This window comes from Pedobacter folensis (assembly GCF_056490665.1).
Genome location: NZ_JBWJIF010000001.1, coordinates 174,252 through 196,222 on the forward strand (window position 1 = coordinate 174,252; position 21,971 = coordinate 196,222).

The following is a 21,971-nucleotide window of genomic DNA, read 5'->3' on the forward strand; positions in this document are numbered from 1 at the left end:
TAGTATCGCTTGTTCCGTTTCTTTAAACCCAGCAGATAGCTGAAAAGCGGCAAGGTAAAGCCGATCATGGCGTTTTTAATCTGAATTAAAATAGTGTTATAAAACCTTGCAAAAATGATCCACCGATAATGAAGATGAATACTTTTGGGCTTAGCGGTTTGAGCGATAATCAGGTGAATGCCTCCCGGGAAAATTACGGCACAAATATCTTGTCTTATAAAAAGGAAAATGCCTTCTTGGATGCCCTGAAAAGAATTATAAAAGAGCCAATGGTTATCTTGCTGTTGGCCGCTTCCCTGATTTATTTTCTCACCGGGAAACCTGGTGATGGTATCTTTCTTTCCCTTGCCGTAGTGGTTGTGGCAACCATCTCGCTCTATCAGGATTCGCGGAGCCGAAATGCCCTGGAAAAATTACAGGATTTTTCGCAGCCCAAATGTAGTGTGATCAGAAACGGGACGGTGATGGAGATCAGTTCAGCAGACCTGGTCATCGGGGATTTCCTGATGGTTGAAGAAGGGAAATCAATAACGGCTGACGCAGTGATTGTTCATTCCAATGATTTCTCTGTCAATGAAAGCGTACTCACCGGTGAGTCCCTTCCCGTGTACAAAGACGGTTCATCAGAGGAAAATTTAATTTTTCACGGGACCACCGTCGCAAGCGGCCTTGCTATTGCCACAGTACAGGCAATAGGAAATAAAACCCGCCTGGGCGTGATCGGGGAAAGCCTGGAGTCGATAAAAGATGAAAAAACACCACTTGAGCTACAGATTAATAGTTTTGTTAAAAAAATGGTAATGGTTGGCGGGGTTGTATTCCTCGCTGTGTGGTTAATAAACTACCTCCGCTTTCCACATATTCTGGACAGCCTGATTAAGGCCCTGACACTGGCAATGAGCATTTTGCCGGAAGAAATCCCTGTAGCATTTACAACCTTTATGGCACTGGGCGCCTGGCGCATGATGAACATGGGGATCATTGTCAAACAGATGAAAACCGTGGAGACCCTTGGCAGTGCCTCGGTGATCTGTACCGATAAAACCGGAACCCTGACCGAGAACAGGATGAGCCTGACAAAAATATATGCACTGCAGACCAATCAAATCTTTGATATCGAAGATCATCTTTTAGATTCGGCCACCCGGGAAGTCTTAACCCTGGGCATGTGGGCCAGCGAACCCATACCCTTCGATCCAATGGAAGTCGCCCTACATGATGCCTACCTTAAAAATTCGGCAAAAGATGAGCGCGCTGAGTTCCATATGGTTCATGAGTATCCGCTGGGAGGGAAGCCACCAATGATGACCCACCTGTTTGAAAACTCCCATGGGCAGCGGATTATCTCAGCAAAAGGCGCGCCGGAGGCGCTTATGATGGTAAGTCATCTCAGCGGGATTCAAAAACAAAACGTCAACGAAGCGATTTTTTCTTTAGCTAAACAGGGGTACCGCGTTTTGGCGGTAGCACAGGCAAGCTTCGAAGGAGATAATTTTCCAAAAAACCAGCAGGAATATGAGTTTTCATTTAAAGGTCTCCTTGCCTTCTATGATCCACCAAAGAAAAATATCAGCACTGTGCTGGACGCCTTTTACGCAGCGGGTATCGCTGTTAAGATTATTACGGGGGACAATGCACAAACCACAGGCGCCATCGCAAGGCAAATTGGTTTCAGGGGGGCTGAAGATTGCCTGGGCGGTGATGAGCTGATGCCCCTGTCTTTAGCGCAGCTCGGTAATAAAGTCAAATCTGTAAATGTTTTCACCCGGATGTTTCCGGAGGCCAAGCTAAAGATCATCAATGCCATCAAGGACAATAAAGAAATAGTTGCCATGACCGGGGATGGGGTGAATGACGGACCAGCATTGAAAGCTGCGCATATCGGTATCGCAATGGGTAAAAAAGGAACTGAAATTGCCAAGCAGGCAGCCTCGTTGATTTTGCTCGAGGATGATTTATCCAAGATGGTTGATGCGGTGGCGATGGGCAGGCGCATTTACGCCAATCTGAAAAAGGCTATACAGTACATTATATCCATTCATATTCCCATTGTACTAACTGTGTTTATTCCATTGGCAATGGGATGGATTTATCCCAATATCTTTTCACCTGTTCATATCATCTTTTTGGAGCTGATTATGGGCCCAACCTGTTCGATAATCTATGAGAATGAGCCGATCGAGAAAAATACAATGCTGCAAAAACCCAGGCTCCTGACGGCAACCTTTTTTAGCTGGAAAGAATTATCTACAAGCATGATTCAGGGCCTGTTCATTACTGCCGGAACCCTTGCGGCCTATCAGTATGCGGTAAATGATGGGGCGGATGAGCTCATCACCCGAACCATGGTGTTCAGCTGCCTGATATCCGCAAATATATTACTCACGCTGGTCAACCGCTCTTTTTTCTACTCGCTTTTTACTACCATCAGGTACAAGAACAACCTAGTTCCCATCATGATAGCCACTACCGTTGCTATATCAGGTGCGTTGATTTACGTGCCCCTCCTGGCATCGTTTTTTGGATTCCAATCCCTTAGTTTATCGAGACTCTTAATCAGCATTGCCCTGGGATTTGTTTCTGTCGCATGGTTTGAACTTGTCAAATGGAGAAATAGGGCATCTGAGCAACAAAAATAAAAAGCCTGGGTTTAGTCCGCCGGAAGCTCCCATCATCCCTCTTGCTTTTTTTGGATGATAGAAAAAAGCGACGAGCGGCAGCCTGCATGTTGAGCAGACTTTTAGTGAAGGTAATGAGATATATCGGTCTTGAATCTGCTCCACTGATCAAAAACATATTCAGATATGATAAATATCATCACTGGAAAAAAGGCAAATTCTGAACTTGGGAGCATATCGCTGGCCGGGGAGTTGCCCGGCCAGCGAAAAACTGATAAATATCCAGACCATGAAAACAATACTTGCTTTGACCGATTTTTCGGAATCCGCTGAAAATGCTTCACGCTATGCATTTGAACTCGCAAAAAGGGTTAAGGCCAACCTGATACTGTGCAATGCCATTACCGTTCCACTCTCACAACCCATCCCTGGCGGTATGGTCTGGCCGATGGATTATGATTCGGTCATTAGCCAGAGCAAAAGAGCGCTGAAGGACTTTGCCAATCTGATCGCTGAAACCAACGGCCTTCCCGGTAAAGCTTTTCCCAAAATTTCTGTGAAAGCAGCGGTCGGTGATCTCTCGGATTTAGTGCGTGAAGCAGTTCTGAACGGTAGGGTTAATCTGGCAGTGATGGGGCTTTCCGGTTCCGGGGATATGAGGAGGTTTTTTTTGGGCAGCAGTACCAGGGACATGATAGATGCCGCGCAGCTACCCTTGATGCTCATACCGAAAAATGTAAAATTTAGCCCTTTTACCAAGATCGCCTTGGCAACTGATCTGAGCACAGCGGACTTTGAGGCTATTCAATCCCTTTCGGGGCTGGCGGCAGCATTCAATGCAGAGCTGCTTATTGTCCACGTTGTCGAGAATGGGGCAGGGCCCGAACGAACAGGAAAGATCAATGACTTTATCGCACAGCTTAGGACGGACATCAACTACGATAAGATCTATTATAAAAATGTATATAATAAGGATGTCGAGGGAGGGTTGGAATGGCTCAACGGATATGGACATGTGGATTGTCTGGCCATGATCCACCGTCCGCACGATTTTCTGGACGGAGTGCTAAAGGGGAGTCATAGCCAAAAAATGGCCAGGCTTACCGAACTCCCGCTGCTCGTATTTCCCCAGGGGCATAAGGCCGTTGTCTGGTAAAAATCTCTAGACTAAATATATCCGAAATGATTCCAAAAACAATGAAAGCCGCCGTGATCCACAGCTTTGGATCACCCCTGCAGATTGAGCAGGTCAAGGTCAAAGAACCCGGAGAATATCAGATATTGGTGAAAGTGCTTGCCTGCGGGGTTTGCCATACCGATCTCCATGCCTGTAGCGGCGACTGGCCCGTCAAGTCCAAGATACCGCTTATTCCCGGGCATGAGGCCATCGGAGTCGTAGCAGCTCTTGGGCATGGAGTAAAGAATATGAAAGAAGGCGATGTTGTGGGCGTACCATGGCTTTATAGTGCATGCGGATGCTGCGAATTCTGCATAACTGGCTGGGAAACCCTTTGTGATGACCAGCAGAACGGCGGCTACAGTGTCGACGGAGGCTTTGCCGAATATGTGGTCGCAGATAGCCGATATGTAGCCAGGTTTCCTTCCTATGTTAATTTCTCTGAAATGGCTCCCATCATCTGTGCGGGGGTAACGGTCTATAAGGGCCTGAAGGAAACCGATGCCAAACCAGGGGAATGGGTTGCAATCTCAGGGATCGGCGGGCTTGGACATCTTGCCGTTCAATACGCCAAGGCAATGGGTTTTCAGGTCGCAGCAATCGATGTTGCGGATGACAAGCTGGAACTGGCGAGAAAGCTTGGTGCCGATCTCACCGTCAACGCCAGCGAAGAGGATCCTGGTGCAGTTCTGCAGAAGCAGACAGGAGGCATGCATGGCGTGCTTGTTACCGCAGTATCTCCTATCGCTTTTTCACAGGGTCTTTCCGCGCTTAGAAAAAAAGGAACCCTTTCGCTTAACGGGCTTCCGCCTGGTAGCTTTGATCTTCCCATCTTTGAAACGGTTCTGAAAAGACTCACAGTCAGGGGATCTATTGTGGGTACCCGGAAAGACATGCAGGAAGCCATTGATTTTGCCGTAGACGGAAAAGTCCATGCATGTATCCATACCGCAAAATTGGAAGACATCAATCAGGTATTTGATAATATGAAAAAGGGAGATATCAGTGGACGGATTGTACTGGAAATAGCGAAAGAATAGACTTGTATGGTCGTGGGATTTATGGCTTAAATATTTTCATTACAGCGTACCCGTTTACCGGAAACTGGTAATGGAAAAGTACACTAGAAACGGACGTTTTATAAATCATGAACCGCCCGTTTTTTTTTTATGCCTTTTTTTATTGAAATTTTCTATTGCTGACTACCGGAAAAAAAATTGGAACGCCAAAACTTTACCCACCCATTATCATTGAAGTTAATTTTCGCAGGGCATGGGGATAATTTCGGACAACTTCAAAGTGTCTTTAGATTTGTTGGCTATTATTACTGCGTTTAAAGAAGGAACACATTATGGAAGAGCTGATAGAAAAGGTAAGTACTTACATTGAGAAATTATTTGCGGACAGTCTTCCAAAGACCATGTATTTCCATAACCTGGAGCATACCATCAGGACACTAAAGGCTGTCAGGGAGATCGGAAGCCAAAGCGGGCTTAATGATCAGGAAAAACATATACTGGAACTTTCCGCACTGTTTCATGACGCTGGTTACACGAGAAAGTATATCGGACACGAAGAGGAAAGCGTGCGGATTGCGGCTGATTTTTTAAAACAGGAAAATGTCGGTCAGGAAATCATTGATTGGGTCTGCAACTGTATTCTCGCAACCAGATTTCCACAATTGCCAGGCGAAAAACTGGGCATGATCCTATGCGATGCTGATCTCTATCATTTTTCACTCGATGATTACCTTCTTTTTGCAGAAAATCTAAAAAGGGAATGGGAGGTTATGCTGAAACGCTCCTATGATAAACAGCAATGGGATGCGCTAAATCTTAATCTACTGTACAACCATGAATATTTTTCCCCCTATTCCAAAAATAAGTTTCAAGCGGGAAAAGAACTTAATATTGATAGGTTATCTGCTCTCTGAACGCTTTTAATATAGTTTTGGCCTGTTTTTTTTGTCCAACTTCAAGATCTCTTCAGTATCTTATACCATATTTGCCCATTATGAAAATTCTCATCATCGAAGACGAGCTGGACCTTCAGCGCAACATCAGCCAATATCTAATGGCTGAGGGTAATCTTTGCAGCATGGCTTCAACCTATCTTGAGGCACTTGAGCGGCTGGGTTCATATGAGTATGATTGCATACTGCTGGATCTGACCCTTCCCGATGGCGAGGGACTTCAGATCTTAAACTATCTAAAGAGGATGGACAGAAAAGAAGGGGTAATTATTGTCTCTGCGAGAAATTCCATCGACCAGAAAATTGAGGGACTTAGCCTTGGTGCTGATGATTACCTGATCAAGCCCTTTCATCTCTCGGAACTTAACGCCAGGATCCTCGCTGTGGTGCGACGGAAGAGTGCACATGGTGAGCGCCATATTGAATTTAATGAAATACGGATTGACCTTGACGCTAAAGAGGTGCATGTAAAGGGCAAGCTAGTCTATATGACAAAAAAAGAATTTGACCTTCTGATTTATTTTGTTTCCAATAAAGGTAAGGTTATTTCTAAATCTGCTGCGGTAGAGCATATTTGGGGAGATGATTCCGATATGGCCGACAGTTTTGATTTCATTTATACCCATATTAAGAACATCAGGAAGAAACTGACCGATGCCGGGAGCATGGATTACTTTCAGTCGGTATATGGCGTTGGATATAAATTTACGCAAGGATGAAGCTATTTACCAGATACAACAGGATACTGATGATCATCAGTCTTTTCGGACTGCTGCTGATCGGATTTCTTTTTTACAAGATGCTGGCCTACTATCTCGATCAGCAGATAGACCATGACCTGGCCGAAGAGGTAATGGAGGTAAAAGAATATTCAGCAGAAGGCAATTTTTATCAGCCACATGAATTTGAGGATCTTATCGTTCAGTACAAAAAGATAGAAAAAGCTAGGCCTTCCAGCAGTTATGCCGATACGCTATTTTACAATCCGGTAAAGCACCGGCGAGAAACCGCAAGATACCTTAAAACCGAACTCGAACTCATCGGGCAGCCCTATCAGGTTTTAGTCATCGCCTCAAAATCCGAGCGGCAGGAGCAGATCAGGAGCATCTGTTTGATTATCCTCATACCGGTTTTGCTACTTTTTGCCCTGGTGTTATTAGTGAACAGGATTTTGCTGAAAAAAATCTGGACGCCTTTTGAGCAGCTCTTAAAAAATATTATGGCATTCAATATTAATCATGAAAGACCCTACCAACCCGTTGAAATGCCCGTTGCTGAATTCAGGCAGCTTAACCAGGTATTGGTCGAGCTTTCGGGGAAGGTGAAGTCTGATTACAAGGAGATTAAGCTGTTTACAGAAAATGCTTCCCACGAAATGATGACGCCCCTGGCCGTGATCAATTCGAAGCTTGATAATATGCTTCAGTCTAATGTTTTGGGAAAAGAAGACGGAGAAACACTGATTGAGCTTTACAAGGCAACCTCTCGATTAACAAAACTTAACCAGTCGCTGCTGCTTTTGGTTAAAATTGATAACAATTTATTGCAGGATGAGGAAAAGATTAACTTAAAATCGCTTATTGAGGAAAAGCAGATTTACTTTCAGGAACTAATTACCGGGCGTAATATTTCTGTAGAAACCAACTTAGCCGATGTAAGCATTTATACTAGCCGGCAGCTGCTTGAAATATTGATCAATAATTTATTTAGCAATGTGATCAGGCATAATTACGATGGTGGGAAAATCGAGATTAGTTTGGACGGGGAAAAAATAATATTTGCCAATACAGGTCACAATAAGGCACTTGACCCTGAAAAAATATTCGACCGGTTTTATAGGGATAACGCCTCAGAAGGAACTGGTTTGGGGCTAGCTATCCTGAAACAGATCTGCAACCGGCAACATTATCAGCTTGATTATTCCTATCATCAGGACCTGCACACCTTCACCATAATATTTAACCCACAATAAAATTATATGGCCATTATAGCACCCACGAACAAAGAGATTGGCGAAACCGGAACAGCTAAGAAATATGCTGCCTCAATAAGGTTCTGGCACTGGGTAAATTTTGTCATCATTACAGGATCCCTGCTCACGGTGCTGGTCAGCTCCACGCTTTTCGACCGCGCTCAGGGAGATTTTGTTAAAGGTGAGCTGATGAATGCAGGAGCTTCTATCAGCGATAAGCAAGCCGGTGTGGTAACGCATGGCCTTGAAGATCAGGTGTGGCGCATACATATCTATTTTGGCTATGCCCTTGCTGCTTTTTTTCTTTTCAGAGTAATTGCCGAATTCTTTCTGCCTACTGCGGAAAGAATTCTTCCCAAGATCAAAAAAGCTTGCCAGGCTTATTTCATGCTAAAAAAAGAACGCGAGGCAGCAAAGCATGAGCTAGTGGTAAAAGGACTTTACATCGTTTTTTATCTCTTGTTGCTGATCATGGTCATTACCGGCTTATTGCTTGCTTTGGAGGATTATAGCGGCATCCCGGAAAATATTAACCATGGCATAAAAGAATTTCATGGCTTCTGCATGTATATGATACTCGGTTTCATTGTCCTTCATCTAGCGGGCGTATTCTTAGCTGAGCATAAAGATGGGAAAGGAATTGTTTCTGATATGATCAACGGGGGTGAACAGAAATAGCATAATGAATTATTGTCGTAAAAATATGTAATTAAAAATGAGTGGGTACCCTTAAGAAAACTGTTTGAATGCTTCTTAAGTTATTTATTAACAAATATTTAACAGCTTTTATTCAAAAACTTCAGAATGTCTTCAGATTTAGTCTATAGTTTTGTTATAAAAGATCAGATCTTCGCCCAGAGGTGCTGCTGGAAGTCAAGATTTATAAGGAATAGGAAAGGTAATAACTTTTTATAGATAGAATTTTACAAATATTTTTTTTCGGCCATTGCTGCTGGTTATCAGATGGTTATCTGTAGATGTGCTGGCTAAGAATTTTAATGTATTGCTCATATTTTCTATAAAAAGATCATGAATAGAAAAATTTTTTTGAATAGTATCGGTATAAATGCTATTCCCGCTACACTGATTAACTGCCTCAACCATGGAATGCCTTTGACTGAAAATGGAGAATTACCAGCAAAACAAGCGTCCCGTTCATTAAGCCTTTGTGTTGCCAGCTAACAGAAACTATTTAAATATTTATTCTTAGTTATGAAATTACTTCTTGTTGCCCTTTTTGGGCTGTTCGCTGTCCCGGCATTGTGGATGGGGAATTTTTCAGAGGCACAAAAACAAGCAAAAATTACACATAAACAAATCCTGATCAATTTTTCAGGTTCTGATTGGTGCGGCCCATGCATCCGTTTACGCAAGGAGATTTTAGAATCTGAAAGTTTTGAGCAGTATGCCGCGACTAATCTTGTATTGGTGAGGGCAGATTTTCCCCGGCAGAAGAAAAACCAGCTTACAAAAGAACAGATTAGACTTAACGAAGCACTGGCTGAGTTGTACAATAAAGATGGTAAGTTTCCTTTCACGGTTCTGGTGGATGAAAATGGGAAGGTGCTGAAAAGCTGGGACGGATTTCCTGAGGAGAGCGCCCGGGATTTCGTTTCTGAAATCGATAAACTTAAAAAATAATTTGAGCATGGCTAAACCAGTTTCTGTTAACCGGGTACTCAAGCTGATGGGAAACCGCTTTGAGTTTACGGTGATTGCTGAAAACGAGCAGGCGGGGAACCTTGCTATAGACGCTGCCATTGCGGAAGTGAGGAGGATAGAATATCTGTTGACCACTTTCAGTGATCAGAGTCAAACCAGTCTGATCAATGAAAACGCAGGTTTAGCGCCCGTAAAAGTAGATGTTGAAGTGATAACGCTTATAGAAAGGTCGATCAGGATATCAGAAATTACCGATGGTGCTTTCGATATTACCTACGGGTCGATAGATAAAAGGCTTTGGAATTTCGATCAAAATATGACCAGTTTACCCGATGAACAGACAGCTCTGGCATCCGTTGGGTTAATAGATTACCGCAATGTGATTCTTGACAAAAAAAACGCTACTGTTCTGCTTAGAAATAAAGGTATGCGTATTGGTTTCGGTGGGATAGGAAAAGGTTATGCTGCTGATAAAGCTAAACTCATTCTTCAGCAGATGGGCATAAAGAGCGGAATTGTGAATGCTGCAGGTGATCTGGTTACCTGGGGGACACAGCTTAGTGGCCATCCATGGACGGTAGGTATCGCAGATCCCGAACAGACCGATAGGCCATTTTCCGCTCTTAAGATCAGTAACATGGCTATTGCCACCTCGGGTAGTTATGAAAAATATGTCACTATAGCCGGGAAACGTTACTCGCATACAATCGACCCGAAGACAGGGCTTCCGGTAAGTGGAGTGAAGAGCGTGAGTATTATTTGCCCCAGTGCTGAACTGGCTGATGCCCTGGCCACACCTGTTGTGGTAATGGGTGTAAAAGTAGGCCTCGAGCTGATTAACCAGATTAAACAAGTGGCCTGTATTGTTATCGACGATAATGACAGGGTTTTTACCTCAAACAATATTAATGTGATATAAATATGAAAAGTTCCAGAACATTTTTTCTCCTGGCAATCACCGCATTTTCGATGACCAGTTTTTTTAGCGCCTGCAGTAGTGTAAAACCCTATCAAAAAAGTAAGCTCAACGACGCCGATATGATTCTTTCGGCCCGTAAAGCACAAAAGTTTGAACAGAGTTTTCAGCTTTACCGCGAGGGCGCCTCAGGTGCCAACGGCGGCAAAAGTGGTGGTGGTTGTGGTTGTAACTAACAACAGGATTAGATAATGAGAAAAATATATCTTCACGTGCTTTTTATGTACTTCGGTATATTAAGCACTTATGCACAAACCAGGCCTGAGCCTGCAAAAGCAGACAGTAGCAAATATCAGTCGCGGAAGTTGAAAGTTGATGAGATCAATCTGGTTTCTGCCTATTATCATCAGGATGGTAATAATTCGGCAGTAACAGGTGGTATTGGTACAGAAAAACTCAGTGATTTCGCCAATACCATCGATCTTCAGATGTCCAGGTTTAATAAAAGAGGTAAAAAAAATACCTTTCTTTTCGAACTGGGTGTAGACCATTATACTTCAGCTTCTTCTGATAAGATCGATCCAAGCACCATTTCTTCAGCTTCTTCGGCCGATACCCGTATTTATCCCTCACTAAACTGGACCCACTCTAATGAGGAAACAGGTAATTCCTTTGGGTTTACAGGATCATATTCAACAGAGTTCGATTACCAGTCGATGGGCGCTGCCTTTAATTTAACCCGGTTATCGAAAGACAAAAATACCCAGTTTGATTTTAAACTTCAGGCATTTTTGGATCAATGGACGGTCATCTTACCAATAGAACTTCGAACTGGAGATACCGGTAGGGGGCACGAGGAATATGATACCGCACCAAGGAATTCGTTCAGTGCATCCTTCTCCCTCTCGCAGGTGATCAACCAGAAATTTCAGGTTTCTTTAATTTTGGAACCATCTTATCAAAAAGGATTGTTGGCCACCAGGTATCAACGTGATTATTTTACAGATGGTTCGATGCGCGCAGAAACCCTGCCCGATAAGCGTTATAAGTTACCAATCGGTTTGCGGATGAACTACTTTTTGGACGACGGTTTTGTCGTTCGTACATTTTACCGATATTATGTGGATAACTGGGGCATAAGGGCACATACTGCAGAACTTGAAATCCCCGTTAAGATCAGTTCCTTCTTTTCTATAAGTCCTTTCTATCGTTACAACAACCAGGTGGGGACGAAATACTTTGCAGCTTATGGTCAGCATTTGCCATCTGAGCAATACTTTACCAGTGATTATGACCTATCAACACTAAGCAGTAATTTTTATGGTGCAGGTATCCGTTTTGCTCCACCAAAAGGCGTTTTCGGTTGGCAGAGATTGAATATGCTTGAATTGCGATATGGTCATTATTCCCGGTCAACAAGCCTGGTTTCCAATATCGTATCGTTAAATTTAAAGTTTAAGTAAGCAGGTTTATCTAAACTGGCCTTTTTCCAATAGCGAAATTGTACTGAGATGAACCTTATTTAACCTTTCCTGAAGTTCGAGGGCTTTGCTCTTTTCAGTGAGCAAAGCCTTTAACCGCTCAACCTCAGCTGCCAGACGCTTTTTTTCCTGAAGCTCGATCTTGGAGAAAACCTTTCCACTTTCGTAATAACTGAAAAAATTGTAATTCAGGAATTCACTCACGCGGACCAGCGTCAGGATATCGATCGTGGCGGCATTCAGCATTTCCTGTGCCTTTGTTTTGCTGATCTCAAGCGCGGCAGCAATGTCTGAAACAGAGATATCTTTCTGCTTCATTTCCTTCCAGATCATTAAGCCTATATGCACACTCATTTTGTATAAGGGATAATTTTAAAGCATTGAAATTACGGAAAGCATGATGATTTACTTTTTTTTTGTGGTAATGATAATTAGTCTAAATATCTTTTTGTGTCAGATTGTTTAAAGCGAATATTTCAATCTGCCTGCTTATCAATGCTAATGGTGGTGAAAGAATATTGATTGGTTTAGAGCTGTTTTTTAGAGCAAGAATCTTGTAGCAAAAATCGCGGTAGCATATGATACTCTTCCAACAGATCAGCAAACAATTTCTTTAAATAGAGATCAGTGTTAGCGGAGAATGAAATGTTGTTGAGAGTCGTCCGACCCAAAAGAAATTGAAAGTTATGTCAAAAGCAAAAAGAAGAAGGTTTAAAATATTTCCCGGCCCTTTTTGATTTTTATAAAACAATTGAGCGGGAAATCTGTCTTTATAGCACATTTACCAGAATGAAAAACAATGATCTGAGAAGGTCAAGGCGGAAGTCCAAAAGGACCTCCGCCTTTTTTAATTCCATTCTTCAAACTTTCCGCTGATCAGTAATGTTGAATTATAAATACGAAAGATTATGCCATGGTACAATGGGGATTATCCGCCATCCTATAAAAACCAGCCTGAAGCTTTAAGGGAGAAAGCTGTTGAGATAGCCAATGCACTTTTAGCGCAGGGAATGGAAGAAGGAGCGGCAATTGCAGCCGGTCTCAAAAGGGCGCGGAATTACCTTCAGGAAGGTCAGCTGGGCGAATCGGATGGGCAGCATGAAATAGAAGAAGACAGAGATGAGCTTGAAGCGGGAGATTTTGCATCCAGCGAGGGAAGCATCGATAGCGCAGATCCCAAGCAGTTAGCTTACTGGGCAGAACAATTTCAGATTAGCACCGAGGAACTTAAGGCAGCCGTTGTACTCATGGGCAGCGATCTTTCAGAAATCAAAAAATACCTAAAATCCTAATCCTTATGGCTGAACTCCCTGATCTTGAAGTCTTCTCGCGCATCCTTACCCGCAGGTATGGTGGAAAGGTACTGAAAAACATCGATGTAGAAGTGGCCGGCAAGCTTAACGTTTCTGCTAAGGAATTAAAAGGCCTACTGGAAGGACATAAGCTAAACGCTGTAAAACGCTCCGGCAAAACTTTGCAGTTTCATTTTGGAGCAGGACGCGTACTGGGCTTACACCTGATGCTTCGAGGGGAACTAGTGGCACTCGAAGATAAACCACCGAGGTTCCCGATACTGCTCTTTACTTTCAAGGGAGGTGAGGGTTTCGCCGTAACAGATATGCAGAAACAAGCAACCCCGACACTCAATCCAGCTGAAAATGATGTGCCCGATGCACTTGAACTGGATTATAGTTCATTAAAGAAAATCCTGAGTGGAAAAAAAACACTGATCAAAACGCTTTTGATGGACCAGAAAAAGGTGCGGGGTATCGGGAATTCCTATGGCGATGAAATCCTTTACCATGCCGGGATCTCGCCTTTCTCTGTTGCGGGATCAATTCCGGAACAGGATGTGAAGCGGTTACATGAGTGTATACATTCGGTCTTGAAGGAGGCAATCAACAAAATCGCGAAAGAAAATGGTGATGAACTGCGCGGTGAGCTCAGGGATTTTATGGAAGTGCACGGAGCGAAGATAAAGGAGACCAAAAAGGGAGAAGAGGTTTTTTCAGAGAAAATTGGTGGAAGGACCAGTTATTATACCAGCTCTCAGAAACTTTTCGGATGATCCAGGGCCAGATTTATTTGACCATTTGAAATTTAAGGCTTCCTGAGTTTGTAACAATAGGTCATAAAAATCATCTATAATTCGCACCGCAATAAAAGGTGCTCAATGATACAATAACCCGATCACTGCTGCCCATATATGGAACAACTTAAACCCTATCAGAACATTTCAGAAGCAATAAATCATCTAGACAATGGCGGACATTTTTTTAATCTATTTACCAAAGCGGATGATGGAGAAATAAATGTCGGTGAATTAGCAAAGGTTGGCGGGATTTTTAATGAGCGACAACGCCTGATCCTGTTTTTAGAATTTTCCATTTCTAAACTTTCCAAGAAAGATCAGGTGGAGATCATTTCAAAATTGGATGATCGGCTAAGGAGTGCGTTCTTAAAGCATAAAGCGCAGGAACTAATGCCTGCTGAGGCAGAAAAATTGGGCCTGCTAGGCGCGAATGCGATTATAACAGGCGTTGCTAAGCTAAAAGAATCTAAATCAGAATTTCAGGGTTTGATATTGGTTCCGATTTCGACAGGGAAAGCAGTGACATTTGTTCCCATACCCATCAGGGACCAATATGATATTTATGAGATCCGCGAGGATCAACAGTCTGAAGCGTTCTTAATTGCCCATTATCGTGGAAAATCAACGTTACCCGCAGAAAAAATAAAAGTGGCCGGTGTGTTTAAACAAGTTGAGGTCACTGTTGATGGGATCAAACGCAATCAAAAGTTCCTCGAGTTAAACTATTATGCTACATCAGATTAGAAACGAACTATCACCATATTGGAAAATTATGCTTGCTATTTTCTAATCATTAATATTGGCAGAGGGTTTGGGATTAAAAATGGCATATCTATTGGGGATAACTTTAATTAACCGGGAAGCCTTTGATAGGCTTTGTGAGGTCCGGGAGGATAAAAATTAATATAATGAGGATAGATTTAAGGGGTAAAACGGCATTAGTAGGAGCCAGTTCTCAAGGGCTTGGTTTTGCCAGTGCGGTCTCACTTGCCAGGTGTGGTGCAAGTGTTTTTCTAATGGCCAGAAACGAAGAAAAACTTAAAATTTCGCTATCAAGCCTCCCTGTAGCGTATGCGGAGCAAAAGCATGGATACCTGGTTGTTGATTTTTCTGACTTTTCATCATTCAAAAACACGGTCAGGATTTTTTTTGAGAACCATAAAATTGATATCCTGGTTAATAATACCAATGGCCCAAAGTCGATGACTGCTGCTGATGCAGACCTGGATGCCTATCAAGCTGCTTTTGACCTGCTGTTTAAAACGGTGGTCGAAACAACGATGCTGGCTGTTCCGCAGATGATCAGTGCTGGAACAGGCCGGATCATTAATGTCGCCTCCACATCAGTGGTTGAGGCCATTGCCAATCTTGTACTTTCAAATTCCATCAGAAGTGCCACCGCTGCCTGGGCGAAAACCCTTTCAAATGAACTTGGTCAATACAATATCACGGTAAATAATATTTTGACTGGAAATTTTGACACGCAAAGAATTGAAAAACTCATGGACGAGCAGGCCGCTGAAAAGGGCATTTCAATTTCACAGATCCGAAGTCAAAGAGCTGCTGTGATACCGATGAAAAGATTTGGAAAACCAGAAGAGTTTGGGAACCTGGTCGCTTTTTTGGCTTCTGATCTGGCCTCTTATATCACCGGTACCGATATACCAATAGATGGAGGCCTTCTTAAATCGCATTAATATTGATCATCAGCAAATATTGGCGCCATGGTGAATGTCACGAAATCCGGAAACTTCATTTTTTTGTTATTGATATATTTAAATCAGGCCGGCAATAAAAAACAGTGACTTATCTTTCCTGAAAATTGAAGGGCAGGGAAAAAAAAGATAAGTTTGCGCAATGAGCAATTTAAACAGTCAGGATAATCTACAGGAACTTTACGGGAATATCGATATATATCTTTTTGATCAGTTACTGAAAGGTACTTATAAGGGCTGTGCACGAATTTTGGATGCTGGCTGCGGTAGCGGGAGAAACGTTCAATTTTTCTTGAAGCAGGGTTTCGAGGTATTTGGTGTGGATAAAGATCCGCAGGCAATTGCTGCGCTTCAGCAGCTTGCCTCGGGGTTTGGGCAGGGTTTGCAGGCAGATCATTTTATGGTGGCAGAAGTGGATGAGTTGCCTTTTGGTGAGAGTAGTTTTGATCTGGTCATCAGCAGCGCGGTTCTGCACTTTGCCAAAAACCTGGATCATTTCGAGGCGATGTTAAGCTCAATGTGGCGGGTACTGAAAAAGGATGGTTATTTTTTCTGCAGGCTGGCCTCCGATATCGGGATTGAATCTTCGCTCCACTTTGTGGGCAACGGGCGGTATATTTTGCCGGATGGTTCGGAACGTTTTCTGGTCAATCAGGAAATGCTGCTCAGATTGACCAGAAAACTTGGTGGCACGCTTCATGAGCCCATTAAGACCACTGTGGTGCAGAACATGAGGAGCATGACCACCTGGTGCCTGAGAAAATAAGATTTTCTAATGTGATGGTTTCGCTTCCTGATTCTATGTTGTGGCGTGAATCATCTGAATTGCTTGTAGTTAGCTCATGCTTACTTAAAGTTCCTGCCTCCTGGAATAGCTGATGTTGTTTGGGTGTTCTTTTCCGGGCGATCCTTTTGGCCAGTGGGATAAGGGGCAGTTCTTTCATCTGACCTTGAAAAAGCTACGGCTGGAAAATCATTCTGATCAGCCCTGTCGATCGAGCGAAGTAGCCTGGTGAGGTCAAAGCACCGTTTAACAATCACGTGGATCACTTCGCCTTCAATCTGCAGTTTGCCTTCGACCATCAGTAGTCTGGACTGGATGATTTCTTTACGGAACTTTTCAAACAGGTTTTCAAATACCACCAGGTTGGTAAATCCGGTTTCATCTTCTATGGTAATAAAACATACGCCTTTGGCTGTTCCGGGGCGCTGCCGGACCAGCACCAGACCTGCTACTTTGACGCTCTGGCCGTCTTTTGCTGATGCCAACGATTTGGTCGGGAGGACATGGAGAAGACTTAGCTGTTCGCGCACAAAGCTTACCGGATGTGCTTTTAATGAAAGGGAAGTGGAGGCATAGTCCTGTATCACGTGTTCGCCTTTGCTCATTAGTGGCAGGGTGGCCTGTGTTTCCAGACTGCTTTCAGAGGGCTGGTTTTCAAAGAGTGCCACGGGGCGATCGGCCATGGCGGATACTTCCCAAAGGGCAGCCCTTCTGTCCAGGCCTATGGAACCGAAAGCATCAGCATCGGCAAGCCTTTCCAGCGCAGACAGGCTAACGCCTGCATCCATCAGCTGGTGGATGTGGCCATATCCTTTTTTTCTGCCTTTATCCAGTAATTCGATATCTTCAGCTTTCATGCCTTTGATCTGCCTAAACCCTAATCTGACGGCATGGTATTTCCCGGATTTCTCTTCCAGCAGATTATCCCAGGCGGAATAATTGATGTCAATGGGCCTGATTTCCACGCCATGTTTTTTGGCATCGATGACGATCTGTGCAGGTTGGTAAAAACCCATGGGCATGCTGTTAAGCAGGGCTGTTGCAAATACATCGGGATAATAACATTTTAGCCAGCAGGAAACATAGACCAGCAGGGCAAAACTGGCGGCATGGCTTTCGGGGAAACCGTAACTGCCGAATCCTTCGAGCTGTTTGAATACCCGTTTGGCAAAGTCCTCGGTATAACCTTTGCCGGTCATGCCGCTGATGAGTTTTTGCTCAAACTTGGTGACCATGCCTTTGGCTTTAAAAGTGGCCATGCTTCGGCGGAGTTCATCGGCTTCAGCAGGGGTAAAGCCTGCGGCAACAATGGCAATTTTCATGGCCTGTTCCTGAAAGAGTGGGACCCCGAGCGTGCGGTGCAGGATCTCCTTTAGTTCTTCAGAAGGGTAATCTACCTTTTCTTCACCGTTACGTCTTTTTAGGTAAGGATGGACCATGTCTCCCTGAATGGGACCGGGACGGACAATGGCCACTTCGATCACCAGGTCATAAAATTTTTTTGGCCTCAGGCGTGGAAGCATCGACATCTGGGCACGGCTTTCAATCTGGAAAACGCCTAGGGTGTCGGCATGACTGATCATTTCATAAACCTTTGGATCTTCTACTTCGTTGATCTTGCCCATGGTTAGCTCCAGGTTATAATGCGCTTTGGCCAGATCAAAACCTTTTCTGATGCAGGTGAGCATGCCCAGGGCAAGTACATCGATTTTGAGGAAGCCGAGTGTATCGATATCATCTTTGTTCCACTCTATATTGGTCCGGTCTTCCATTCTGGCGTTCAGGATGGGGCAAAGGTCAGTTAGTTTTCCGCGGGTGATCACAAAGCCGCCGGTATGCTGGCCCAATTGTCTCGGAAAGCCCATCATCTGGGCGGTGAGGCTCAGGACTTTCCGAAGCAGCGGATCATTGGGGTTGAGGCCCTGCTCGGTCAGTTTTCCGCCTTCAAACCATTCATCGGTAAACTCCCATATGGAGCTTGAAAGGCGGTTAATGGTATATACCGATAAGCCCATTACTTTGCCCACATCACGGATAGCCCCTTTTTGTCTTTGCTGGGTGACTGTGGCCACAATGGCGGCCCGGTCGCGTCCGTATTTCTGATAAATATACTGGATTACTTCTTCCCTTCGTTCATGCTCGAAATCCACATCGATATCGGGCGGTTCGTTACGGGCAGAAGAAATAAAGCGCTCAAAGAGCAGATCAAATTTGGTGGGATCGACCGAGGTAATGCCTAGGCAGTAGCAGATGGTGGAATTGGCAGCTGAGCCGCGGCCCTGGCACAAGATGTGCTGGCTCCTTGCAAAACGCACGATGTCATAAACGGTGAGGAAATAAGACGCGTAGTTCATTTCCTCCACGAATTTCATCTCATGGCTGATGTTATCGGTTACTTTTTTTGGTAGTTCGTCGCCGAAAAGCTCATGTGCGCCTTTCATGGTCAGGTACTGGAGTTCCTGTTGTGGAGTCCTGCCTTCTGAGGTAATTTCTTCGGGGTAAATGTATTTTAAGCTATCCAGGCTGAAGGTGCATTTTTGTGAGATTTTTACGGTATTTTCAAGTGCCTGCGGATATTGACGGAAAAGCCTTTTCATTTCCGCTTCGGGTTTTAAATGCCGCTCGGCGTTTTGGAAAAGCAGGTAGCCAGCGTTATGGATGGTGCATTTTTCCCTTACGCAGCTCAGCACATCCTGCAGTTCGCGTCTGTTTGGGCTGTGGTAATAGACATCATTGGTCGCGGCCAGTGGAATGCCTGTTTTTTGAGAGAGTTCTGCCAGGCGGAACATTCTCTTCTGGTCTTCGCCCTGATAAGTCCTGTTTATGGCCAGGTAAAGATTTTCTTTTAAGGCATTTTGATAGCTTTGAAGGTCTGCATAAAAGTTCAACTGGAAATCAAAGCCTTCTGAGAGATGCTCGGGCGGAATGGCAATAAAAATAATGCCTTGGGCATATTCAAACACATCTTTTTTATAGAGTTCGCAGCTGCCTTTTTCGGTGCGCAGGTTACCCAGGCTAAGTAAGGCAGACAGCCTGCCATAGCTTTCAGTGTCTGTGGGATAGGCAAGCAGGGATGCACCGTCCACCAGGTTTAGCCTGCAGGCCGGGATAATTTCTATGTTATGTTTTCTGGCCTGGGCATGTGCACGCACGATTCCAGCGAGGGTGTTATGATCGGTGATGGCGATTTTTTTATAACCCATTTTTGCGGCCTCTTCTACGAGTTCTTCCGGGTGGGAGGCGCCGCGAAGGAAGCTGAAATTGCTGGTAACCTGGAGTTCGGTGTATTCCATTGTTCTTTTTAGTTTCTAAGCAAAAAATCCATGTATAAACCAGGCCGAGTTTTCGGCTGCATAGTGGCCTGAACGGAAGAGCCAATAACGGTTCCCTTTGTCATCTTCTACAGTATAATAATCGCGGTGTTCCCCTTCTTCCAGCCACCAGGCGCGTTCCAGTCTTTCCGGGCCATCTGCTTTTTTAATGCTGTGGCGCTCACCATTGTAGATGAATAGCATTGGGGGGTAATCGGGTATGGGTGCAGTAACCTCGATCCGCTCAGGCCTGGAAAGTAGCTGTATGGGACGGTTCAGTGGGTTGTGGAAGCTAATTTCATTCATCTCAGTTAAATCTTTAGCCTGTTTAGCCGCTCTTTCCGGCCAGTAGTCTGCCCTTGGCAGGTATCGGCGGATGGCATTGTTGCCCACTTTCCCAGCCACGCGGTCTAGTAACTCGGCCAGTGGCTGGCTGTCAAGACCTGCCTGCCCGGCCCAGATCTTTTCCTGCTGGCGTTCCATCTTTTCGGTTTTTTCGGCGCTAAGGGAGAAAAGTTCGATACCCATGCCGGGCGCAATGCCGGAAATGTTCAGTGCAAAAAGTTTCATCAGGTGGATGGGATCATCACTGGGCCTGCTGGTGCCTATAGCTGTGGAAATTGTTTTTCCATCTATCCGGTAACCTTTTAGTTCTGCTTTTCTAAGTCCCAGTCCTTCATTTTTAAGTCTTAGGCAAAGTTTTTCCAGTAGTTTTTCGATGGCAATTTCGATGGCTTTGGCGGTGCGGATGGGTTCCAGGCAAGCCAGCCGCTCTTCATATTCCTGGATCAAGGTAATCGGGCTGAAGGCCTCGGGCTCATCACCCATGGCCTGAGAGATCCGAAGTAGCAGGTTCTCACCAAACCTGCGCCGAAGGACGCTGCGTTGCATTTTAATGAATCGCTCAATCTTACTGAGTCCCAGTTTATGTAGCTTTCCCGTGGTTTCAGCAGCGATCCTGAGTGCTGCTGGGGGAAGGGGTAGTAAAGCAAAATGCTGCTGGTATTGATCTACGATTTCAGCGCCATTTCCATAACGGGACAGTGCCCAGGCCGCACCAATGGTATCTGCGATCGCAGCTTTTACGGTGTAACCTGCTGACTGGAGTCTGGCGGTGATGTGTTTTAGGTAGGCTTCTTCTCCGCCCCATAAATGGCAGCATCCGGTGATATCAAGCAGGATACCCTCTGCATCGGTAGAGGATAGCGGGGTATAGCGGATGGCCCATCTGGCCAGGCCTTCGAGCAGTTTCTGCTGCCTTGTAGGCTTTTCATCAAAGACTTCGAGTTCATGCACAATGGCCCGGGCATCGGCTAGGGGAATTCCTTTATAAATGCCCTGGGTATTTGCATTTTGGTTTGCGGCGACAACCATCATACGCCCATGGCTGGCACCTGCGCAGACCATCGCCCGCGTTTTCCATTCGGGGCGGCGGATAGCCATCCAATCCGTTAGCAAAAACGGAAACCATATACTTAAAAACCGCTTTGCCATCTTTATCCTGCCTGTAGTTCATGGAGTGGTAAAACCCGGGTGTTTTCGTTTTGTAGATTTTTAAATGTGCTGCCTGACCAGCAGATCTCAAAAGTGCCGCCCTGCCCGTTACGCACTTTGAGCAATTCTGCCCTCCAGCTGGGCTGGCCGACACCGGGCATACCCTGGGGTAATATGCTGGGCAATGGGCTGATTTTCCAGCGGGCAAGACAGGTGGTATTCGAAAGTATTCTGGGGTTTTCCCTTAAAAATAGGGCGGTTACCTTGCTTTTTTCAATCACCAGCTGGAATCTTCTTGATGTCGCAAAATTTAAGTCCGGGATTTCGGAAACCACGGCTGCCAGTCCTTCACATTTTAAGGCTTCTTCGGTCACCCACAACAGTTCTTTTTCGTTCTGGAGGTCAATGAAGATAATGGAGGCAGCGTTTAGCGAAAACCTTTGTACTGCGGGAGGAAAGAATTTCCTGGAGGCACTGATCCAGATGCAGGGACTACCGTCTTGCATCAGCGGGGAAAGTATGCCACTGATAAAGCCATTACTGGCGGCAGTCTGCTCAGGGCTTTCACAGATGAATTCATGGATGCCTTGCAAGGGAAAGATGTGGCCGGGGAAAGCCGGTGCAAAAAGCTCGAAACCGCTGATGTTTTGTTGGTTACCGGATGCGGATTTAAAGCCCTGCATGGAAAGGATTTGTTCCCTTAAGTCCTCAATGAGCTGTTTTTTTGCTGCCTGTTCCATGATCAACCTCTTTTTTTGTGTTTACATGGACAAATAT

21 protein-coding genes are annotated in these 21,971 nt (G+C 44.7%); 17 read left to right on the forward strand and 4 right to left on the reverse strand.

Annotated elements, in window-relative coordinates:
* Positions 1-128 precede the first annotated feature (128 nt).
* The 12 genes from AC04QZ_RS00660 to AC04QZ_RS00715 all read left to right on the forward strand — a co-directional run bounded on the left by AC04QZ_RS00660 (position 129) and on the right by AC04QZ_RS00715 (position 11,780).
* Positions 129-2,639, forward strand: a complete 2,511-nt coding sequence (locus tag AC04QZ_RS00660) for a cation-translocating P-type ATPase (RefSeq protein ID WP_478356143.1) — start codon at positions 129-131, stop codon at positions 2,637-2,639.
* A 268-nt stretch (positions 2,640-2,907) separates the two neighbouring features.
* Positions 2,908-3,774 (forward strand): universal stress protein, encoded by an 867-nt coding sequence (locus AC04QZ_RS00665; protein WP_478356144.1) that lies wholly within the window; start codon positions 2,908-2,910, stop codon positions 3,772-3,774.
* A 26-nt stretch (positions 3,775-3,800) separates the two neighbouring features.
* On the forward strand, positions 3,801-4,835 hold the full coding sequence (adhP, locus tag AC04QZ_RS00670; RefSeq protein WP_478356145.1) for an alcohol dehydrogenase AdhP: 1,035 nt from the start codon (positions 3,801-3,803) through the stop codon (positions 4,833-4,835).
* 311 nt (positions 4,836-5,146) lie between these two features.
* Complete coding sequence (locus AC04QZ_RS00675; protein WP_478356146.1) at positions 5,147-5,728, forward strand: HD domain-containing protein; 582 nt, start codon at positions 5,147-5,149, stop codon at positions 5,726-5,728.
* Positions 5,729-5,808: 80 nt separating this feature from the next.
* Positions 5,809-6,486 carry a response regulator transcription factor gene (locus AC04QZ_RS00680; RefSeq protein ID WP_478356147.1) on the forward strand — a complete coding sequence of 226 codons (678 nt, stop codon included), beginning with the start codon at positions 5,809-5,811 and terminating at the stop codon, positions 6,484-6,486.
* Complete coding sequence (locus AC04QZ_RS00685) at positions 6,483-7,739, forward strand: sensor histidine kinase (protein WP_478356148.1); 1,257 nt, start codon at positions 6,483-6,485, stop codon at positions 7,737-7,739. Before AC04QZ_RS00680 ends, AC04QZ_RS00685 begins: the two co-directional genes overlap by 4 nt.
* Positions 7,740-7,745: 6 nt before the next feature.
* Positions 7,746-8,417, forward strand: a complete 672-nt coding sequence (locus tag AC04QZ_RS00690) for a cytochrome b/b6 domain-containing protein (RefSeq protein ID WP_478356149.1) — start codon at positions 7,746-7,748, stop codon at positions 8,415-8,417.
* 351 nt (positions 8,418-8,768) lie between these two features.
* A complete protein-coding gene (locus tag AC04QZ_RS00695; protein ID WP_478356150.1) occupies positions 8,769-8,921 on the forward strand; it encodes a hypothetical protein in 153 nt (50 codons plus the stop codon).
* Between the two features lie 30 nt (positions 8,922-8,951).
* On the forward strand, positions 8,952-9,380 hold the full coding sequence (locus AC04QZ_RS00700; protein ID WP_478356151.1) for a thioredoxin family protein: 429 nt from the start codon (positions 8,952-8,954) through the stop codon (positions 9,378-9,380).
* A 7-nt stretch (positions 9,381-9,387) separates the two neighbouring features.
* Positions 9,388-10,320, forward strand: a complete 933-nt coding sequence (locus AC04QZ_RS00705; protein WP_478356152.1) for an FAD:protein FMN transferase — start codon at positions 9,388-9,390, stop codon at positions 10,318-10,320.
* A 2-nt stretch (positions 10,321-10,322) separates the two neighbouring features.
* Positions 10,323-10,553, forward strand: coding sequence for a DUF4266 domain-containing protein (locus AC04QZ_RS00710; RefSeq protein WP_478356153.1), 231 nt, complete (start codon positions 10,323-10,325; stop codon positions 10,551-10,553).
* Between the two features lie 15 nt (positions 10,554-10,568).
* The gene (locus AC04QZ_RS00715; protein ID WP_478356154.1) at positions 10,569-11,780 is read left to right on the forward strand and encodes a DUF3570 domain-containing protein; all 1,212 of its coding nucleotides are present in this window, start codon (positions 10,569-10,571) and stop codon (positions 11,778-11,780) included.
* Positions 11,781-11,786: 6 nt separating this feature from the next.
* Here the strand turns inward: AC04QZ_RS00715 and AC04QZ_RS00720 are convergent, their stop codons facing one another.
* Positions 11,787-12,152, reverse strand: coding sequence for a helix-turn-helix domain-containing protein (locus AC04QZ_RS00720; RefSeq protein WP_478356155.1), 366 nt, complete (start codon positions 12,150-12,152; stop codon positions 11,787-11,789).
* A gap of 554 nt (positions 12,153-12,706) precedes the next feature.
* On the opposite strand from AC04QZ_RS00720, the gene AC04QZ_RS00725 reads away from it, so the two are divergent.
* The 5 genes from AC04QZ_RS00725 (at position 12,707) to AC04QZ_RS00745 (ending at position 16,371) form a co-directional block, all read left to right on the forward strand.
* On the forward strand, positions 12,707-13,090 hold the full coding sequence (locus AC04QZ_RS00725; RefSeq protein ID WP_478356156.1) for a DUF3606 domain-containing protein: 384 nt from the start codon (positions 12,707-12,709) through the stop codon (positions 13,088-13,090).
* A 5-nt stretch (positions 13,091-13,095) separates the two neighbouring features.
* Positions 13,096-13,866 carry a DNA-formamidopyrimidine glycosylase family protein gene (locus AC04QZ_RS00730; RefSeq protein ID WP_478356157.1) on the forward strand — a complete coding sequence of 257 codons (771 nt, stop codon included), beginning with the start codon at positions 13,096-13,098 and terminating at the stop codon, positions 13,864-13,866.
* A gap of 138 nt (positions 13,867-14,004) precedes the next feature.
* Positions 14,005-14,634: a hypothetical protein gene (locus AC04QZ_RS00735; RefSeq protein WP_478356158.1), complete on the forward strand. Its 630-nt coding sequence runs from the start codon at positions 14,005-14,007 to the stop codon at positions 14,632-14,634.
* A 164-nt stretch (positions 14,635-14,798) separates the two neighbouring features.
* On the forward strand, positions 14,799-15,587 hold the full coding sequence (locus AC04QZ_RS00740) for an SDR family oxidoreductase (protein WP_478356159.1): 789 nt from the start codon (positions 14,799-14,801) through the stop codon (positions 15,585-15,587).
* A gap of 160 nt (positions 15,588-15,747) precedes the next feature.
* A complete protein-coding gene (locus AC04QZ_RS00745; RefSeq protein ID WP_478356160.1) occupies positions 15,748-16,371 on the forward strand; it encodes a class I SAM-dependent methyltransferase in 624 nt (207 codons plus the stop codon).
* A gap of 80 nt (positions 16,372-16,451) precedes the next feature.
* Here AC04QZ_RS00745 and AC04QZ_RS00750 read toward each other — a convergent pair whose 3' ends face one another.
* The 3 genes from AC04QZ_RS00750 to AC04QZ_RS00760 form a co-directional block, all read right to left on the reverse strand.
* Positions 16,452-19,682, reverse strand: a complete 3,231-nt coding sequence (locus AC04QZ_RS00750) for an error-prone DNA polymerase (protein WP_478356161.1) — start codon at positions 19,680-19,682, stop codon at positions 16,452-16,454.
* A gap of 15 nt (positions 19,683-19,697) precedes the next feature.
* Positions 19,698-21,107, reverse strand: a complete 1,410-nt coding sequence (locus AC04QZ_RS00755) for a Y-family DNA polymerase (RefSeq protein WP_478356162.1) — start codon at positions 21,105-21,107, stop codon at positions 19,698-19,700.
* A gap of 89 nt (positions 21,108-21,196) precedes the next feature.
* Entirely contained in the window at positions 21,197-21,934 is a 738-nt protein-coding gene (locus tag AC04QZ_RS00760; RefSeq protein ID WP_478356163.1) for an ImuA family protein, read from the reverse strand.
* Positions 21,935-21,971 lie beyond the last annotated feature (37 nt).

What these genes read in the sequence shown, in the direction of transcription:
- AC04QZ_RS00660 (WP_478356143.1), top strand. Translation starts at nt 129, where the DNA reads ATGAAGATGAATACTTTTGGGCTTAGCGGTTTGAGCGATAATCAGGTG.
- AC04QZ_RS00665 (WP_478356144.1), top strand. Translation starts at nt 2,908, where the DNA reads ATGAAAACAATACTTGCTTTGACCGATTTTTCGGAATCCGCTGAAAAT.
- adhP (WP_478356145.1), top strand. Translation starts at nt 3,801, where the DNA reads ATGATTCCAAAAACAATGAAAGCCGCCGTGATCCACAGCTTTGGATCA.
- AC04QZ_RS00675 (WP_478356146.1), top strand. Translation starts at nt 5,147, where the DNA reads ATGGAAGAGCTGATAGAAAAGGTAAGTACTTACATTGAGAAATTATTT.
- AC04QZ_RS00680 (WP_478356147.1), top strand. Translation starts at nt 5,809, where the DNA reads ATGAAAATTCTCATCATCGAAGACGAGCTGGACCTTCAGCGCAACATC.
- AC04QZ_RS00685 (WP_478356148.1), top strand. Translation starts at nt 6,483, where the DNA reads ATGAAGCTATTTACCAGATACAACAGGATACTGATGATCATCAGTCTT.
- AC04QZ_RS00690 (WP_478356149.1), top strand. Translation starts at nt 7,746, where the DNA reads ATGGCCATTATAGCACCCACGAACAAAGAGATTGGCGAAACCGGAACA.
- AC04QZ_RS00695 (WP_478356150.1), top strand. Translation starts at nt 8,769, where the DNA reads ATGAATAGAAAAATTTTTTTGAATAGTATCGGTATAAATGCTATTCCC.
- AC04QZ_RS00700 (WP_478356151.1), top strand. Translation starts at nt 8,952, where the DNA reads ATGAAATTACTTCTTGTTGCCCTTTTTGGGCTGTTCGCTGTCCCGGCA.
- AC04QZ_RS00705 (WP_478356152.1), top strand. Translation starts at nt 9,388, where the DNA reads ATGGCTAAACCAGTTTCTGTTAACCGGGTACTCAAGCTGATGGGAAAC.
- AC04QZ_RS00710 (WP_478356153.1), top strand. Translation starts at nt 10,323, where the DNA reads ATGAAAAGTTCCAGAACATTTTTTCTCCTGGCAATCACCGCATTTTCG.
- AC04QZ_RS00715 (WP_478356154.1), top strand. Translation starts at nt 10,569, where the DNA reads ATGAGAAAAATATATCTTCACGTGCTTTTTATGTACTTCGGTATATTA.
- AC04QZ_RS00720 (WP_478356155.1), bottom strand. Translation starts at nt 12,152, where the DNA reads ATGAGTGTGCATATAGGCTTAATGATCTGGAAGGAAATGAAGCAGAAA.
- AC04QZ_RS00725 (WP_478356156.1), top strand. Translation starts at nt 12,707, where the DNA reads ATGCCATGGTACAATGGGGATTATCCGCCATCCTATAAAAACCAGCCT.
- AC04QZ_RS00730 (WP_478356157.1), top strand. Translation starts at nt 13,096, where the DNA reads ATGGCTGAACTCCCTGATCTTGAAGTCTTCTCGCGCATCCTTACCCGC.
- AC04QZ_RS00735 (WP_478356158.1), top strand. Translation starts at nt 14,005, where the DNA reads ATGGAACAACTTAAACCCTATCAGAACATTTCAGAAGCAATAAATCAT.
- AC04QZ_RS00740 (WP_478356159.1), top strand. Translation starts at nt 14,799, where the DNA reads ATGAGGATAGATTTAAGGGGTAAAACGGCATTAGTAGGAGCCAGTTCT.
- AC04QZ_RS00745 (WP_478356160.1), top strand. Translation starts at nt 15,748, where the DNA reads ATGAGCAATTTAAACAGTCAGGATAATCTACAGGAACTTTACGGGAAT.
- AC04QZ_RS00750 (WP_478356161.1), bottom strand. Translation starts at nt 19,682, where the DNA reads ATGGAATACACCGAACTCCAGGTTACCAGCAATTTCAGCTTCCTTCGC.
- AC04QZ_RS00755 (WP_478356162.1), bottom strand. Translation starts at nt 21,107, where the DNA reads ATGGTCTGCGCAGGTGCCAGCCATGGGCGTATGATGGTTGTCGCCGCA.
- AC04QZ_RS00760 (WP_478356163.1), bottom strand. Translation starts at nt 21,934, where the DNA reads ATGGAACAGGCAGCAAAAAAACAGCTCATTGAGGACTTAAGGGAACAA.